Origin of the sequence: Bradyrhizobium sp. SMVTL-02, assembly GCF_051853005.1 — a bacterium.
Taxonomy (GTDB): Bacteria; Pseudomonadota; Alphaproteobacteria; order Rhizobiales; family Xanthobacteraceae; genus Bradyrhizobium.
On sequence record NZ_CP182469.1, the window covers coordinates 2,432,032 to 2,447,672 of the forward strand.

General features: G+C 65.0%; 17 protein-coding genes. 14 read left to right on the plus strand and 3 right to left on the minus strand.

The genetic code is table 11. From position 1 onward, the window contains the following. Positions 1–7: 7 nt before the first annotated feature. The 9 genes from ACNJYB_RS11365 to ccoS all read left to right on the plus strand — a co-directional run bounded on the left by ACNJYB_RS11365 (position 8) and on the right by ccoS (position 8,707). The gene (locus ACNJYB_RS11365) at positions 8–433 is read left to right on the plus strand and encodes a CBS domain-containing protein (RefSeq protein WP_439374035.1); all 426 of its coding nucleotides are present in this window, start codon (positions 8–10) and stop codon (positions 431–433) included. A 261-nt stretch (positions 434–694) separates the two neighbouring features. After that, on the plus strand, positions 695–2,344 hold the full coding sequence (gene ccoN / locus ACNJYB_RS11370) for a cytochrome-c oxidase, cbb3-type subunit I (RefSeq protein WP_439374036.1): 1,650 nt from the start codon (positions 695–697) through the stop codon (positions 2,342–2,344). A gap of 12 nt (positions 2,345–2,356) precedes the next feature. Next, positions 2,357–3,091 carry a cytochrome-c oxidase, cbb3-type subunit II gene (gene ccoO, locus ACNJYB_RS11375; RefSeq protein ID WP_439374037.1) on the plus strand — a complete coding sequence of 245 codons (735 nt, stop codon included), beginning with the start codon at positions 2,357–2,359 and terminating at the stop codon, positions 3,089–3,091. Positions 3,092–3,104: 13 nt separating this feature from the next. Continuing rightward, positions 3,105–3,269, plus strand: coding sequence for a cbb3-type cytochrome oxidase subunit 3 (locus ACNJYB_RS11380; RefSeq protein ID WP_018646866.1), 165 nt, complete (start codon positions 3,105–3,107; stop codon positions 3,267–3,269). A 6-nt stretch (positions 3,270–3,275) separates the two neighbouring features. Beyond that, entirely contained in the window at positions 3,276–4,148 is an 873-nt protein-coding gene (ccoP, locus tag ACNJYB_RS11385; protein WP_439374038.1) for a cytochrome-c oxidase, cbb3-type subunit III, read from the plus strand. 221 nt (positions 4,149–4,369) lie between these two features. Then, positions 4,370–5,836, plus strand: a complete 1,467-nt coding sequence (ccoG, locus tag ACNJYB_RS11390; RefSeq protein ID WP_439374039.1) for a cytochrome c oxidase accessory protein CcoG — start codon at positions 4,370–4,372, stop codon at positions 5,834–5,836. Between the two features lie 15 nt (positions 5,837–5,851). Continuing rightward, a complete protein-coding gene (locus ACNJYB_RS11395) occupies positions 5,852–6,337 on the plus strand; it encodes a FixH family protein (protein ID WP_439374040.1) in 486 nt (161 codons plus the stop codon). Positions 6,338–6,347: 10 nt separating this feature from the next. Continuing rightward, complete coding sequence (locus ACNJYB_RS11400) at positions 6,348–8,540, plus strand: cation-translocating P-type ATPase (RefSeq protein WP_439374041.1); 2,193 nt, start codon at positions 6,348–6,350, stop codon at positions 8,538–8,540. Next, entirely contained in the window at positions 8,540–8,707 is a 168-nt protein-coding gene (gene ccoS, locus ACNJYB_RS11405) for a cbb3-type cytochrome oxidase assembly protein CcoS (protein WP_439374042.1), read from the plus strand. Before ACNJYB_RS11400 ends, ccoS begins: the two co-directional genes overlap by 1 nt. Before the next feature lie 97 nt (positions 8,708–8,804). Here ccoS and ACNJYB_RS11410 read toward each other — a convergent pair whose 3' ends face one another. Next, a complete protein-coding gene (locus ACNJYB_RS11410) occupies positions 8,805–10,004 on the minus strand; it encodes an MFS transporter (protein WP_439374043.1) in 1,200 nt (399 codons plus the stop codon). Between the two features lie 248 nt (positions 10,005–10,252). Next, the gene (locus ACNJYB_RS11415; RefSeq protein ID WP_439374044.1) at positions 10,253–10,732 is read right to left on the minus strand and encodes a cupin; all 480 of its coding nucleotides are present in this window, start codon (positions 10,730–10,732) and stop codon (positions 10,253–10,255) included. Between the two features lie 15 nt (positions 10,733–10,747). Here ACNJYB_RS11415 and ACNJYB_RS11420 point away from each other — a divergent pair, with 15 nt between their 5' ends. The 3 genes from ACNJYB_RS11420 (at position 10,748) to ACNJYB_RS11430 (ending at position 12,050) form a co-directional block, all read left to right on the plus strand. Continuing rightward, positions 10,748–10,921, plus strand: coding sequence for a hypothetical protein (locus ACNJYB_RS11420; RefSeq protein ID WP_439374045.1), 174 nt, complete (start codon positions 10,748–10,750; stop codon positions 10,919–10,921). A 48-nt stretch (positions 10,922–10,969) separates the two neighbouring features. Then, on the plus strand, positions 10,970–11,254 hold the full coding sequence (locus ACNJYB_RS11425; RefSeq protein ID WP_439374046.1) for a hypothetical protein: 285 nt from the start codon (positions 10,970–10,972) through the stop codon (positions 11,252–11,254). A gap of 79 nt (positions 11,255–11,333) precedes the next feature. Beyond that, the gene (locus ACNJYB_RS11430) at positions 11,334–12,050 is read left to right on the plus strand and encodes a peroxiredoxin-like family protein (RefSeq protein WP_439374047.1); all 717 of its coding nucleotides are present in this window, start codon (positions 11,334–11,336) and stop codon (positions 12,048–12,050) included. A gap of 199 nt (positions 12,051–12,249) precedes the next feature. On the opposite strand, the gene ACNJYB_RS11435 is transcribed toward ACNJYB_RS11430, so the two are convergent. Beyond that, the gene (locus ACNJYB_RS11435; RefSeq protein ID WP_439374048.1) at positions 12,250–13,137 is read right to left on the minus strand and encodes a LysR family transcriptional regulator; all 888 of its coding nucleotides are present in this window, start codon (positions 13,135–13,137) and stop codon (positions 12,250–12,252) included. Positions 13,138–13,334: 197 nt separating this feature from the next. Between ACNJYB_RS11435 and ACNJYB_RS11440 the strand changes: the two genes are divergently transcribed. Continuing rightward, entirely contained in the window at positions 13,335–14,483 is a 1,149-nt protein-coding gene (locus tag ACNJYB_RS11440; protein WP_439374049.1) for a DUF3734 domain-containing protein, read from the plus strand. 91 nt (positions 14,484–14,574) lie between these two features. Continuing rightward, complete coding sequence (locus ACNJYB_RS11445) at positions 14,575–15,561, plus strand: oxygenase MpaB family protein (RefSeq protein WP_439374050.1); 987 nt, start codon at positions 14,575–14,577, stop codon at positions 15,559–15,561. The last annotated feature ends 80 nt before the right edge of the window (positions 15,562–15,641 follow it).

Sequence of the window (15,641 nt, forward strand, 5' to 3'; positions counted from 1 at the left end):
ACGCGCCGTGTACAGATTTCTCGAGCAGACCGCCGGTGGCTACATGACGCGCAAGGTCAAGACGGTGCAGCGCGACCGCAACATGCTCGAGCTCAGCGAGATGTTCGAGCGCGACGATTTCAACTCCTATCCGGTCGAGGACGACGGACAGGTGGTCGGCATCGTCACCAAGTTCGACATCCTGAAGTGCTTCGCCTTCAGCCCAAACCAGATGCTGCCGCGCTACCATGACCTGATGAGCCGCAAGATCGGCGACGTCATGACACCGGAATTCATCTATGTCAGCCCCGATACGCGCCTGACGCGCGTGCTCCAGATCATGGTCGAGCACCGCATCAGGAGTATCATCGTGCTCGACGGCGCGCAGAAGCTGGTCGGAATCATCGCCCGCGAGGACGTCATCAAGGCGCTCAAGGCCACGGCAAGCGACTGACTTCTTCCTTCTCCCCCTGCGGGAGAAGGTGGCATAGGCCGCCTACGGCGGCCGTTCTTGAGAACGCCGAAGCGAAGTTTCGGCTATGGCGCCGGATGAGGGGTCTGTCTCCACGGAGACGTGCCCTCTCCCGCAAGGGGAGAGGGCGCATCAACCGGCCGCCGTCTCCCATGAGCGGAAATCCATTTGTGTTGATTTCAATCAATTCCCCGCGAGGGTGAATGTGGTTTCTGGCTCCGTGTTCTTTCAGAGAGAATCCACATGAGCCAGCCCTCCATCTCCAAATCCATGACCATCGGTGAAAGCGGCCTGGCTGTCGTGTTTGCAGCCACCGCCTTCCTCTGCGTGGTCGCCGCGGCCAAGGCGCTCGACGCGCCGTTCGCCTTCCATGCCGCGCTCAGCGCGGCGGCGAGCGTGGCGGCGGTGTTCTGCATCATCAACCGCTACTTCGAGCGCCCGGCGGCGCTGCCGCCGGCGGAGATCAACGGCCGTCCCAATTACAACATGGGGCCGATCAAGTTCAGCTCCTTCATGGCGATGTTCTGGGGCATCGCCGGCTTCCTCGTCGGTCTCATCATCGCCTCGCAGCTGGCCTGGCCCGCGTTGAACTTCGATCTGCCGTGGATCCAGTTCGGCCGGTTGCGGCCGCTGCACACCTCGGCCGTGATCTTCGCGTTCGGCGGCAACGTGCTGATCGCAACGTCCTTCTACGTCGTGCAGAAGTCCTGCCGCGTTCGCCTCGCCGGCGACCTCGCGCCCTGGTTCGTCGTGATCGGCTACAACTTCTTCATCCTGGTCGCGGGCACCGGCTATCTGCTCGGCGTCACCCAGTCGAAGGAATATGCCGAGCCGGAATGGTACGCGGACCTGTGGCTGACCATCGTCTGGGTGGTCTATCTGCTCGTCTTCCTCGTCACGATCATCAAGCGCAAGGAACCGCACATCTTCGTCGCGAACTGGTTCTATCTCGCCTTCATCGTCACGATCGCGGTGCTGCATCTCGGCAACAATCCGGCGCTTCCCGTCTCGGCGTTCGGCTCGAAGTCCTACGTCGCCTGGGGCGGCATCCAGGATGCGATGTTCCAGTGGTGGTACGGCCATAACGCGGTCGGCTTCTTCCTGACCGCCGGCTTCCTCGCCATCATGTACTACTTCATTCCGAAGCGCGCCGACCGGCCGATCTATTCCTACCGCCTGTCGATCATCCACTTCTGGGCGCTGATCTTCCTCTACATCTGGGCAGGTCCCCACCACCTGCACTACACGGCGCTGCCTGATTGGACGCAGACGCTCGGCATGACCTTCTCCATCATGCTGTGGATGCCGTCCTGGGGCGGCATGATCAACGGCCTGATGACGCTGTCGGGTGCCTGGGACAAGCTGCGCACCGATCCCGTGCTGCGCATGCTGGTGGTCTCCGTCGCCTTCTACGGCATGTCGACCTTTGAAGGCCCGATGATGTCGATCAAGGTGGTCAACTCGCTCAGCCACTACACCGACTGGACCATCGGCCACGTCCACTCCGGCGCGCTCGGCTGGGTCGGCTTCGTCTCCTTCGGCGCGCTGTACTGCCTGGTGCCGTGGGCCTGGAATCGCAAGGGCCTCTACAGCCTGAAGCTCGTCAACTGGCACTTCTGGGTCGCGACCCTCGGCATCGTCCTCTACATCTCGGCGATGTGGGTGTCCGGCATCCTCCAGGGCCTGATGTGGCGCGCCTACACCTCGCTCGGCTTCCTCGAATATTCCTTCATCGAAACCGTCGAGGCGATGCATCCCTTCTACATCATCCGCGCCGCAGGCGGCGGCCTGTTCCTGATCGGCTCGCTGATCATGGCCTACAATCTCTGGATGACCGTTCGCGTCGGCGAGGCGGAGGTCCAGATGCCCGTCGCTCTTCAGCCGGCGGAATGAGGAGCTCAAGCAATGTCGTTCTGGACACGCCACCAAATCTTCGAAAAGAACTCGATCATCCTGATCGTGGGCATCCTCCTGGTGATCTCGATCGGCGGTCTCGTCGAGATCACGCCGCTGTTCTACCTCAAGAGCACGATCGAGAAGGTCGACGGGGTCAGGCCCTACACGCCGCTCGAGCTTGCGGGGCGCAACGTCTACGTCCGCGAGGGCTGCTATCTCTGCCATTCGCAGATGATCCGGCCGCTGCGTGACGAGGTCGAGCGCTACGGCCACTTCTCGCTCGCCGCCGAAAGCATGTTCGACCATCCGTTCCAGTGGGGGTCCAAGCGCACCGGTCCGGACCTTGCGCGCGTCGGCGCCAAATATTCCGACGACTGGCACGTCACCCACCTGATCAACCCGCGCGCGATCGTGCCGCAGTCGGTGATGCCGGGCTATCCGTTCCTCAGCCAGAACGAGGTGGATGCGGACACGATCGCCGACCACATGCGCACGCTGCGGGCCGTCGGCGTGCCCTACACCGACGACCAGATCGCCAACGCGGGCGCCGATATGAAGGCCCAGGCCGATCCGGACAATGCGGGCTCCGACGCCTTCAGCAAGCGATACGCCAAGGCGGTGGTGCGCAACTTCGACGGCAAGACCGGTACGCCGACCGAAATGGACGCGCTGATCGCGTACCTGCAGATGCTCGGCACGCTCGTCGACTTCAAGATCTACAACGAGAAAGCCAATCTTCGCTGAGAAGGCATCAACGATGAAAGCCATCCTGACAGCCCACAATCTTGCGTCCGAACTGGTGACGACGATCTGGACGCCGGTGTTCGTCGCGATCTTTCTCGCGATCATCGCCTACGCATTTTGGCCCCGTAACAAGGCCGCGTTCGACGAAGCGGCACGCCTGCCGTTGCGGGAGGAGTGAAAGACCATGACCGATCATAGCGAAGTCGATACCGTCACCGGCAAGTCCACCACCGGACATGAATGGGACGGCATCAAGGAGCTCAACACGCCGCTGCCGCGCTGGTGGGTGATCAGCTTCTACCTCACCATCCTCTGGTCGATCGGCTACTGGATCGTGTATCCGGCCTGGCCGCTGATCTCGAGCCATACGACCGGGCTGCTCGGCTACTCGACGCGCGCCAGCCTCGCGGTGGAACTCGCCAATCTCGAGGCGTTGCGCGGCGAGAAGATGGCGGCGTTGGCGGCGGCGCCGCTCGCCGACATCGAGAAGGACCCGGCCTTGCTGGCGCTCGCCCGCGCCAAGGGCAGGACCGTGTTCGGCGACAACTGCGCGCCGTGCCACGGCTCCGGCGGTGCCGGCGCCAAGGGCTACCCGAACCTGAACGACGACGACTGGTTGTGGGGCGGCACGCTCGACCAGATCATGCAGACCATCCAGTTCGGCGCGCGTTCGGGGCATGCCAAGACGCATGAGGGACAGATGCTCGCCTTCGGCAAGGACGGCGTGCTGAAGGCCGACGAGATCGTCACGGTCGCCAACTACGTGCGCTCGCTGTCAGGCCTTTCGACCCGCAAGGGCTTTGATGCGGTGAAGGGCGAGAAGATCTTCACTGAGAACTGCGTCGCCTGCCACGGTGACGGCGGCAAGGGCAACCAGGAACTGGGCGCCCCGAACCTGACCGACAAGATCTGGCTCTATGGCTCGGACGAGGCCGCCCTGATCGAGACCATCAGCCAGGGCCGTGCCGGCGTCATGCCGGCTTGGGAAGGGCGGCTCGACCCCGCCACCATCAAGGCTATGGCGGTTTACGTGCATTCGCTGGGTGGCGGAAAGTAGCAGATCCGGAGCGACGGAACGCAGCAACCGCATGTGGCATTTGGCACGGCCTGAGCGCGTGGCGTCGTCCTTCGAGACGACCGCGCCGCAGGGAAGCCGCTTCCCTATGCGCTGGCCTCGGTCCAGACGGGGGCGAACAAAAACGCCCCCGTTTGAGCTGGATCAACTGACGCGGCGGTGTCGGGTCTAGGTTCAATCGCACCTTCGAGAAGCTCCAGGCGATGAACAAGACCGTGAACCCCAAAGACCTCACATCGGAAGACGACTATGGGCCGCTCTACGCGGCCCGGAAGAAGGTCTATCCCCAGAGCGTCCAGGGCACGTTCCGACGGATCAAATGGGGCCTGATGGCGTTCTGCCTCGGCGTCTACTACTTCCTGCCCTTCGTGCGCTGGAACCGCGGCCTCGGCGCGCCCAGCCAGGCGGTGCTGATCGACCTTCCCAACAGTCGCTTCTATTTCTTCTTCATCGAGTTGTGGCCGCAGGAGGTTTACTACTTCACCGGCCTGTTGATCGTGGCAGCCGTCGCGCTGTTCCTGATGAACTCCATCGGCGGCCGCATCTGGTGCGGCTATCTGTGTCCGCAGACGGTCTGGACCGACCTGTTCTATGCCGTCGAGCGCCTGATCGAGGGCGACCGGCGCGAGCGGATGAAGAAGGACGCGTCGGCCGATCCGATGAAGCTCGAGCGCATCTCCGAGATCGTGCTCAAGCATTCGATCTGGCTGCTGATCGCCTGGTGGACCGGCGGCGCCTGGGTGCTCTACTTCAACGACGCGCCGACCCTGGTGAAGCAGCTCGTCACCTTCCAGGCGCCGACGATCGCCTATATCTGGATCGGCATCCTCACCGCGACGACCTATCTGCTCGCCGGCTACATGCGCGAGCAGGTCTGCACCTATATGTGCCCGTGGCCGCGCATCCAGGCGGCGCTCACCGACGAATGGGCGCTCAACGTCACCTATCGCTACGACCGCGGCGAGAAGCGCACCTCGGTGAAGAAGGCGGCCGAGCTGCGCGCGCTCGGTCAGCAGGTCGGCGACTGCGTCGATTGCTACCAGTGCGTTGCGGTCTGCCCGACCGGCATCGACATCCGCAACGGGCCGCAGATGGAATGCATCCAGTGCGGCCTCTGCATCGATGCCTGCGACAACGTGATGGCCAAGATCGGCCGGCCGAAGCGGCTGATCGGCTACGACAACGACATCAACATCCATCGCCGCCAGGAAGGCAAGGCGCCGATCTACCGGATCGTTCGGCCCCGCACGATCGTCTACAGCGCGATCATCGCCGCGGTCGGTGGCATCATGATCTATACGCTGGCGACGCGCAGCCTGCTCGACGTCAACGTGCTGCACGACCGCAATCCGGTGGCGGTCAAGCTCAGCGACGGCTCGATCCGCAACGCCTATACCGTGCGGTTGTTGAACAAGAGCGGTTACGACCGCGTCATCGCGATCGACGCGGACGGCCCGCCCAATCTGACCGTCCTTGTCGTCGGCGTGGATTCCGTGACGCCCGACCGGCCGATGGTCGTGGTTCCCCGCGATGCCACCAGCGAGCTGCGCCTGCTCGTGACGGCGCCGGCGGAAAGCAATCCGGAGAAGTCGGTCCCGGTCCGCTTCCACGTCACCGATATCGGCCTCGGCGAAGTCGCCTCCGCCACCGACAATTTCGTCGCGCCGTAGCATGAGGAGACTGCCATGGCATCCAAGCCGCTGACCGGAACCAAGGTGCTCCTGATGCTGGTCGCCTTCTTCGGCCTCGTGATCAGCGTCAACGTGACCATGATGAAGCTCGCGATCGCGACGCTGCCGGGCACGGACGTCGACAGCCCCTATGCCGCGGGCCTCACCTATGACCGCGAGATCTCGGCGGCGCAGGAACAGGCCGCGCGCAAATGGCAGGTCAGCGCCCATATCGAGCGTCGAAACGATGGCGGCGCTGCGATCCAGGTCGAGGCGCGTGATGCGAGCGGACAGCCGATCTCCGGACTGAAGTTCGGCGGACGCCTGGAGCGGCCGACTGACAAGCGCGGCGATCTCAAGGTCGAGCTGGCGGAAGCCGGCATCGGCATCTATCGCGGCAATGCCGCGTCCGTCGCGCCGGGACAGTGGGATCTGGTGATCGAGGGCGAGGCGCGCGGAGGGCGCGTGTTCCTGTCGCGCAACCGCGTGATCCTGAACTGAGGATGCCGCCATGCAGGTCACACGCGATTTCTCTCACTATGTTCGCGACGCCGGCGCGGGCCTCCGGCATATCGACCTCGCGGTCGAGGGCGTTCATTGCGCCGGCTGCATGGCCAAGATCGAGCGCGGCCTTTCTGCCATTCCTGATGTCACGCTGGCGCGCGTGAACCTGACCGATCGCCGTGTCGCACTGGAATGGAAGGCCGGCACCCTCGATCCCGGCCGCTTCATCGACCGGCTGGAGGAGCTCGGCTACAAGGCCTATCCGTTCGAGACCGAGAGCGCGGAAGCCGCCGAGGTCGCCGAATCCGGCTTCCTGCTGCGCTGTCTCGGCGTCGCGGCATTCGCCACCATGAACGTGATGATGCTGTCGATCCCGGTATGGTCCGGCAACGTCTCGGACATGCTGCCGGAGCAGCGCGATTTCTTTCACTGGCTGTCGGCGCTGATCGCGCTGCCGGCCGCGGCGTATGCCGGCCAGCCGTTTTTCCGCTCGGCTTGGCGGGCGCTTTCGGCCAAGACGACCAACATGGACGTGCCGATCTCGATTGGCGTGATCCTGGCGCTCGGCATGTCCGTGGTGGAGACCATCCACCACGCCGAGCACGCCTATTTCGACGCGGCGATCATGCTGCTGACCTTCCTGCTGGTCGGCCGCTTCCTCGACCAGAACATGCGGCGGCGGACCCGCGCGGTCGCAGGCAATCTCGCAGCGCTGAAGGCGGAGACCGCGGCCAAGTTCGTCGGGCCCGACGAGATCTCGCAGGTGCCGGTGGCGGCGATCCATCCCGGCGACATCGTGCTGCTGCGGCCCGGCGAGCGCTGTGCGGTCGATGGCACCGTGATCGAGGGCCGCTCCGAGATCGACCAGAGCCTGATCACCGGCGAGACGCTCTATGTTACCGCGGAGCATGGCACGCCGGTCTATGCGGGATCGATGAACATCTCCGGCACGCTGCGGGTGCGGGTCTCGGCGGCCTCCGAGGCGACGCTGCTCGCCGAGATCACGCGGCTGCTCGACAACGCGCTCCAGGCGCGCTCACGCTACATGCGCCTCGCCGACCGCGCCTCGCGGCTCTACGCGCCGGTGGTGCATGCGACAGCGCTTCTGACCATTCTCGCCTGGGTCATCGCCGGTGCGTCCTGGCATGATGCGATCGTGACCGGCGTCGCCGTGCTGATCATCACCTGTCCCTGCGCGCTGGGTCTCGCGATCCCGACCGTGCAGACGGTGGCCTCGGGCGCGATGTTCAGGGCGGGTGTGCTGCTCAATGCGGGCGATGCCATCGAGCGGCTGGCGGAAGCCGACCATGTCATCTTCGACAAGACCGGCACGCTGACGCTGCCTGATCTCGAAGTGATGAACGCAGCCGATATCCCCGCCGACATCTTCGAGCTCGCCGGACGTCTGGCGCTGTCGAGCCATCATCCCGTCGCCGCCGCGGTGGCGCAGGCCGCGGGCGCCAGGTCACCTGTCATCGGCGCGGTCGAGGATGCCGGGCAGGGGGTGCATGCCACCGTGGATGGCGTCGAGATCCGCCTCGGCCGTCCGTCCTTCTGTGGTGCCGAGGGTCTCGCCGGGCTGACCGACGATCTCGATCCCGAAGCTTCCATCGTTGCGTTCAGCAAGGGCACCGCAAAATTCATCCTTTCGGTGCGCCAGGGCCTGCGTCCGGACGCGCAGGCCGTGATCACGGCGCTGAGGGCGCGCGGCATCGGCATGGAGATCCTCTCCGGCGACCGCGAGCCGGCGGTGACGGCGGCGGCGCACGCGCTGTCCATTCCCGAATGGCGCGCCGGCGTCACGCCGGCCGACAAGATCGCGCGGATCGAGGAGCTGAAACGGCGAGGCATGAAGGTGCTGATGGTCGGCGACGGCATGAACGATGCGCCCTCGCTGGCGGCCGCTCATGTCTCGATGTCGCCGATCTCGGCCGCGCATCTCAGCCAGGCCACCGCCGACCTCGTCTTCCTCGGCCGGCCGCTGGCCCCCGTGGTCGCCGCCATCGACGCCTCGCGCAAGGCGCTGCATCTGATGCGGCAGAACCTCTGGCTCGCGATCGGCTACAACGTGCTCGCCGTGCCGGTCGCGATCAGCGGCGTGGTGACGCCCCTGATTGCGGCGGCCGCCATGAGCGGATCCTCGATCCTGGTGATGCTGAACTCGCTGCGCGCCCGCAGCGCCTCGCGGGAGATGGTGTGATGGAGATCCTGGTCATCCTGGTGCCGCTGGCCTTGATGCTCGGAGGTGCCGGTCTCGTCGCCTTCCTCTGGTCACTGAAAAGCGGCCAGTACGACGATCTCGACGGCGCCGCCTGGCGCGCCATTGCCGACGACGAGCCGCCGCAGGACGCACCGGTCAAGCGCTAAAGCATGATCCGGAACAGTGCGAAGCGGTTTTCCGGAAAGATCATGCGTAAGCAACGATCTAAGGCGCGATGACGATTCATCCAAATCTCATCGCGCTTCAGGGCCTCAGCGCGAGGGCGAGCAGGGCCGCCAGCGCAAGGGCTGCGCCGACGCCGGCGACGCAGGCGTGCCAGCCGAAGCTGTCGAACAACCGGCCGAGCACGGCCGTACCGACCAGGCCGCCGCAGAAGTAACACGCGAGATAAGTGCCGCTGGCGATGCCGCGATTCTCGCTTGCCGCCTGCCCGACGAAGCCTGTCGCAGCGGCCTGCGCGAAGAACGTGCCGACGCCGACCAGGACCATGCCGGCGAGCACTTCGCCGAGATGCGGCGCCATCATCAAGGGCAGGCCGAGCCCGGCGACGGCGAGCGCGCCCCAGATCGTCGGCCGCGTTCCGAGCCGAGCGACGGCCTTGCCGGCCAGAAGCGTCGTGACGACCGAGGGTAGGAAGACGAAATAGACGAGGCCGAGGTCCATCATGCCCAGCGCCAACGGCGGCCGCACGAGCACGAAATTCACGAACGTGAAAGTGCCGATGAAGGCGAACAGGATGCAGAAGCCGATGCCGAAGGCCGCACGGAGCCGCGGATTGCGCCAGTGCGCGATGGCGGCGGCGAGCGGCGAAGTTGGCATCATCGCGGGCATCGGCTGCATGCGTCGGATCGTGAAATAGACCAGCACCGCGCCGGTGAGATTGAGCGCTGCGAACAAATAGAAATTCCAGGCGAGGCGGAGGCCATCGACGACCGCCGCCGAGATCAGCCGGCCGACGAGGTTGCTCGCGACGTTGCCGGTGATGTAGGCGGCAAAGGCGCTGCCGGCGTCCATCGCGCTGCATTGCTCGCCGAGATAAGCGAGGGTGAGCGCGAACGCGGAGGCCATGCACAGGCCCTGCGCGACCCGCAACGCGGTGAAGACGGCAAGGTTGGGCGCGGACGCGAGCAGACTGGTGGGGATCGCCAGCAGCGTCAGGCTGAGCAGGATGCCCGTCCGCCGGTTGATGTGCGGGCTGAAGAAGCCGACGACGAGGCTGGCTATCGCCATGCCGAAGGTGCTGGCGTTGACGGCAAAGCCCATCGCTGCGGGGGTGACGCCGTAGTGTCGCGTCAGCGAGGGCAGGATCGCCTGCGTTGCGAAGAGGTCGACGACGGTCAGGAATGCGGTGAGGCCGATCACGAGCGAGCGCAGCGCAAGGCCCGGCGAGTGCGCCGCCATCGTTATTGCGGCCGGTCTGATCGGCGCGGAAAGATCGGTCATGTCGTTGCGTCTCCTCATGCCGGATGTCATTCCGGGTGCGGCTTCGCGAGCCGGAATGACGTAGGGCTATCGCACTTCTCGTTTTGTCAGCCCCGAGGGTGCGCCTCGTCCTTCGAGACGACCGCTTCCCGGTCTCCTCAGGATGAGGCTGAGCGACATCGGTGCCCTTAGGCTGCTGCCGCGCACACACCGTCCTCATCCTGAGGAGCCCGCCTGAAGCGGGCGTCTCGAAGGATGGCCACAGCGAATTACATGTGATGATCGTTGGGATCCTTGCGGACGTCGCCGACATAGAGAATGACGGTCTCCTTGCCGAGGTTCTTCCACCAATGCGAGGTGCCGTAGACCTCGGGGCGGATGTCGCCGGCCTTGTGCATGATCGGGTCGACGCAGTTGGACGCGTATTCCACGATCTGGCCCTGCTGCACGAAGATCAGGGCGGGGCGGTCGTCATGGCTGTGCCAGGGCACGATGCCGCCGGGGGCGATGGTCAGCTTGCGGAAGCGCAGCTCCCGGCCCTCGATATGGGCGGGCTGCTTGCCGAGGTCGATCGTGCCGAGCGTCACGTCGGTGACGCCGACCGGCTTGAAGTCGACCATCTGCTGTGCGTTCGGCTTGATCTTGTCGGCGGGACATTCGCCCGCCAGGATCGGCGTCGCGAATGTCAGTGCACCGAGTACGGCTGCGCCCGACCAGACCAGGCGCGACAACATGCGTTGCTTGAACATGGGAAGTCTCCTCTGTTGGCCGCAACCTCGCTGGTCGCCGGCTATGGCAGGAGCTTCGTCGAGACCGCGCCGATGTTGAAATGCCGGCTTGCTTTCGATGCGATAGCCCTGCGCTATCTTGATGCGCGGCGGCTATCGAACCGATTGGGCATCGGCATTTCCGCTTCCGGGGGATCTGGCGTCCGATGACAGGGCGCCCGATTGGCGGGCGTTCACGTCAATCCGGAGAAGCATCTCATGACGAAAGTGTCAAAAACCCTGATCTTTTCCGCCGCCTTCGCGGTGATCGCCACATCGGCCTTCTCGGAAGCGGCCTGGGATTTGAAGGCCGACATGGCCTATGTCTATGGCGGGCCGGGCAAGATGTCGGCGATGGCCATGGCCCCGGCCGAGAAGAACCACGAAGCCATGATGAGGAACGCCAAGAAGGTGCCCGCCAACACCGTCTTCTTCATGGACAACGGCACGCTGTATTCCACGTCGGGGCGGCTTGATCCCACCGGCAATTTTTACGTGAACTGAACCGGTCCACGCGCGACGGCCGCCCTTGCGGGCGGCCCGATCTCACCTACTATTCGCATCAGGAACGCCGGAGCGGAAGATGACGTCTCTCTCACCAGCCGACACCGATCGACTGAGGCTCGCGTTCCAGCGTTGCCGCGACATGGAGGGGACGCTGAACGATCAGCTCCGGGCCTATGCGGATGCGAGCCGTCAGGTGTTTCCGGCCTATGGCGAGGCGGTGGATCGCCTGGTGGCGAGACTGAACGGCAACGGCGGAGGCGAGACCGCCCCGCGTCCGGGCGATGCCATGCCACCATTCATGCTGCCGGATGAAAGTGGAAGTCTGGTCGCGCTGCCCGCGCTCCTGGAGCAAGGTCCCGTCGCGGTGATGTTCTTCCGCGGACACTGGTGCCCTTATTGCCGGCTCAATGTCCGCGCCGTGGTGCAGGCGCAGGAGCGCATCAAGTCGATCGGCGCGCAGGTCGTCGCGATCATGCCGGAGACGCAGGAATACACGCGGCAGGTCAAGGCCGACTCCGGCGCGCCGTTTCCGATCCTGACCGATCTCGACAACGGCTATGCGCTGTCGCTCAATCTCGCGATCTGGCTCGGCAGCGAGATCCAGGGCCTGTTGTCGTATCAGGACATGGCGAAGTTTCACGGCAATGACGGCTGGATGCTGCCGATCCCCGCCGTGTTCGTCGTCGGCCGCGACGGGATCGTCAAGGCGCGCTTCGTCGATCCGGATTTCCGCAAGCGCATGGAGATCGACGATCTGATCGAAGCGCTGGAGCGTGCGAGCCGGGAGAATTGAGCCCGCTTTCTTCCCTTCTCCCCTCGTGGGAGAAGGTGGCGCGAAGCGCCGGATGAGGGGTATCTATCCGCGTGCACTGATGCTCGCGGAGACATACCCTCACCCAAGCGAGTCTGCGTCTGCCAGCGTCGCTGCCCCCTCCCACAAGGGGCGAGGGCACAGCAATGCGCACCTCGCGTGGTGCAAGAGCGCTCATCTGCTATCCCGCGATCTCCCGCCAGTCCGCGCCGCGCAGCATCCGCATCATCGCATTGGCGACGGCCGTTCGCTGCCGGCCGGCGACGCCGTAGAGGCTGACGGTGCGGCGTGCGTCGAGCCCGGCGACTGCCGCGCGTTTGACGCTCTCCGGCACCGGCGAGGTGTGCGGCATCATGGCGATGCCGATATCGGCCTCGACCAGCTCGATCAGATCGCGCTCGCTCGAAATCTCGTGGCCGTGATCGACGTCGATGCCGTGCTCGCGCAGGCTGGCGGAGATACGGCGGGAATGCTCGCAGTAATTCCGGCCGAGCAATTGCTCCGCGCGCAAATCATCCGGCTCGACCGTGTCGTGCCCGGCAAGACGGTGCTTCCTGCTGACGACGAGATCGAAGCCTTCCGTGAACAGCGGCCACACGTCGAGCCGCTCCCAGGTTTCGTCGATCTCGGCGGCGATGCCGAGTTCGGCTTCGCCCTTCTTCAGGATTTCACCGACCTCGCGGCTGGTCCCGCGCAGGAAGCGCAGCTCGAGCCGGTTGAACTGCCGCCTGATTTCGTTGAGATGCGGAATGAGCAGGGCCAGGTCGATCGAATGCGTCAGCGCAATGCGCAGCGCGCCGATCTCGCCGCTCTGGAACGAGGAAGCGAGCGAGCGCGCGCCGCTGGCGGCGTCGAAGCATTGCTTCAGCAGCGGATGCATGCGCTGGCCGAGCTCTGTCAGTTGTGCGGCCGGCCGTTCGCGGCGGAACAGGTCGCCGCCGAGCTCGGCCTCGAGCTGCTTGATCGCGCGCGTCAGCGAGGGCTGCGTCACGTTGCATTCCTCGGCGGCGCGGGTAAAATTCAACAGCTGCGCCACCGCGAGGAAATAGCGGACCTGGTGCATTTCCATGGATCGGCTCCCAGCTGGATCGAGCGGAATCTAGCCGATCCGGACAGGGAATGACATCCCGGGCTCGATAGCGCCTGCGTATGGTTATGGAAGCCAGCCGGCATTTCCAAAAGGCCCGACAATCGCCGAGAACGGCAGGATGTAACAATGGCCTTACGCCCGACGAATGATAACCATAGGCTCGACAGGAGCGAGACATGAGCGGGATCCGGGACAATGCGCAGCGCAAGGGTATGGACCTGCCGGGGCAGGTGGTTCTCGTGCTCCAGGGCGGCGGCGCACTCGGGTCCTACCAGGCCGGGGTCTACCAGGCCTTGCAGGAAGCCGGCATCGAGCCGGACTGGATCATCGGCACGTCGATCGGTGCGATCAATGCGAGCCTGATTGCCGGCAACGCAAGGGAGCACCGCCTCGCGCGCTTGCGCGAGTTCTGGAAGCGAATGGAGCAGCAGCCGGTCTGGGACTGGCGCACCGCGTTTCCCGGCTTCAACGAGAAGCTGGCTTATTGGTCGACGGTCACCCACGGCATTCCAGGTTTCTTCCGGCCCAATCCGCTGGCGCATGCCGGCGATTCCTATCCGCTGGGTCCCGATCACGCCGGCTTCTATTCGACAGTGCCGCTGGAGAAGACGCTGAGCGAGCTGGTCGACTTCGATCTGGCCAATCGTTGTACGCCGCGCCTGACGGTCGGTGCGGCTCATGTCGGCACCAGCGAGATGCGCTATTTCGACAGCCGCGACGGCGAGCTGACGGTGAAGCATGTGATGGCTTCAGGTGCACTGCCGCCGGCTTTTCCGGCGGTGCGCATCGACGGCGAGCTCTATTGGGACGGAGGCATCCTGTCGAACACGCCGACGGAGGCGGTGTTCGACGACAATCCACGCAGGGATTCGCTGATCTTCTCCGTGCATCTTTGGAATCCCGTCGGACCGGAGCCGACCACGATGGCGGAGGTGCTGAACCGGCACAAGGACGTGCAATATTCCAGCCGCATCGCCAGCCAGATCGTCCGACAGCAGCAGGCCCATCGTCTGCGCCATGTCATCAACCAGCTCGCGGCGCGGCTGCCCGAGAGCGAGCGCAACGATCCCGCGGTGCGGGAGCTGACGAGCTACGGCTGTCCAACCCGCATGCATGTGGTGCGGCTGCTGGCGCCGCAGCTCGAGCACGAGACCCATACCAAGGATATCGACTTCAGCCCGTCCGGGATCACGCGGCGCTGGCATGCCGGCTACGCTCACACGCGATCGGTGCTGGCGCGCAGGCCTTGGATCGGCGAGTTCGATCCGCTCGCCGGCGTGGTGCTGCATGAGCATACGGACGAGATGCCGATTGCGGCGGAGTGACGGTCCTGTCCGTCATTTGTTTCGGCGATGACGATGTCAAGAGCGTGCGGTCTGGGCTATGATCGCGGCGTCTTCGGCGCGAGACTCGCAAGTGGTCGGTGAGAAAGATCTGGAAGCGGCACTCGACAAGGTCCGCGCGAATGCGGCGGGCCCGGTTGCCGGCGTGTTCGGTCCCGACACGGTGACCTGGCAGATCGACCGGGAGGCCGTGAACTTCCTCGGCGCCGGTCGCGCGCTGCTGCTGCAACTGTCGCATCCCTGGGTCGCCGCCGCCATCGCCGAGCATTCCACAACCTTTGCCGATCCGATCGGCCGCTTCCACCGCACCTTCGACATCGTCTTCGCCATGGTGTTCGGCTCGCTCGACAGGGCGCTGCTGTCGTCGCGGCAATTGCACCGGCGCCACGGCATGATCGTCGGGCAGATGCCCGAGACGGTCGGTCCATTCGCGGCAGGCTCGCGCTACTATGCCAACGACATTCCGTCGCTGCGCTGGGTTCACGCCACGCTGGTCGACACCGCGCTGATCGCGCATGATCTCGTGCTGCCACCGCTCTCGGCGGAGGAGCGCGAGCGTTACTGGGCCGATAGCCGGACGTTCGGTGCTCTGTTCGGACTGAGGGCGGACGACCTGCCGGCGGATTGGTCCGGCTTCGCCGCTTACACCGCAGCGATGGTACAGTCGGACACGCTGACGGTCAGCGCCGCGGCACGCGAGATCGCGACGCAGATCTTCACGGGCGCGCGCCCGTGGCTGCGTCCGCCACGGTGGTATCGCGCGCTCACGGCGAGGATGCTGCCGGAGCGCTTGCGTGCCGGTTTTGGTTTTGAGCTCGACGAGGGCGACGCCAGATCCGCCGACAATGCACTGCGATGGATCAGGCGCGTCTATCCTAGACTTCCCGAAAGGCTGCGCTATGTCGGCCCCTATCAGGAGGCCCAGGCGCGGCTGCGGGGCGAGTTGCGGCCCGACTGGATGACCCGCTGCCTCAACCGCGCCTGGATCGGCCGGCCGCAGATGGACGTGCGCGGCGGGAGGTCGGCTGGTCCATCATCAGCCCCGTCGTCCTCAGGGTGACGGTGATGGATGCCTGCGCGCTGCTCTCCTCCTCGTGATTGCGAGCGCAGCGAAGTAATCCAGACTGCTGCCGCGGAAAG

Excerpts from the sequence above, each read along its gene's own strand:
- ccoN (WP_439374036.1), top strand. The coding sequence starts at position 695 with ATGAGCCAGCCCTCCATCTCCAAATCCATGACCATCGGTGAAAGCGGC.
- ccoO (WP_439374037.1), top strand. The coding sequence starts at position 2,357 with ATGTCGTTCTGGACACGCCACCAAATCTTCGAAAAGAACTCGATCATC.
- ACNJYB_RS11380 (WP_018646866.1), top strand. The coding sequence starts at position 3,105 with ATGAAAGCCATCCTGACAGCCCACAATCTTGCGTCCGAACTGGTGACG.
- ccoP (WP_439374038.1), top strand. The coding sequence starts at position 3,276 with ATGACCGATCATAGCGAAGTCGATACCGTCACCGGCAAGTCCACCACC.
- ccoG (WP_439374039.1), top strand. The coding sequence starts at position 4,370 with ATGAACAAGACCGTGAACCCCAAAGACCTCACATCGGAAGACGACTAT.
- ACNJYB_RS11395 (WP_439374040.1), top strand. The coding sequence starts at position 5,852 with ATGGCATCCAAGCCGCTGACCGGAACCAAGGTGCTCCTGATGCTGGTC.
- ACNJYB_RS11400 (WP_439374041.1), top strand. The coding sequence starts at position 6,348 with ATGCAGGTCACACGCGATTTCTCTCACTATGTTCGCGACGCCGGCGCG.
- ccoS (WP_439374042.1), top strand. The coding sequence starts at position 8,540 with ATGGAGATCCTGGTCATCCTGGTGCCGCTGGCCTTGATGCTCGGAGGT.
- ACNJYB_RS11410 (WP_439374043.1), bottom strand. The coding sequence starts at position 10,004 with ATGACCGATCTTTCCGCGCCGATCAGACCGGCCGCAATAACGATGGCG.
- ACNJYB_RS11415 (WP_439374044.1), bottom strand. The coding sequence starts at position 10,732 with ATGTTCAAGCAACGCATGTTGTCGCGCCTGGTCTGGTCGGGCGCAGCC.
- ACNJYB_RS11425 (WP_439374046.1), top strand. The coding sequence starts at position 10,970 with ATGACGAAAGTGTCAAAAACCCTGATCTTTTCCGCCGCCTTCGCGGTG.
- ACNJYB_RS11430 (WP_439374047.1), top strand. The coding sequence starts at position 11,334 with ATGACGTCTCTCTCACCAGCCGACACCGATCGACTGAGGCTCGCGTTC.
- ACNJYB_RS11435 (WP_439374048.1), bottom strand. The coding sequence starts at position 13,137 with ATGGAAATGCACCAGGTCCGCTATTTCCTCGCGGTGGCGCAGCTGTTG.
- ACNJYB_RS11440 (WP_439374049.1), top strand. The coding sequence starts at position 13,335 with ATGAGCGGGATCCGGGACAATGCGCAGCGCAAGGGTATGGACCTGCCG.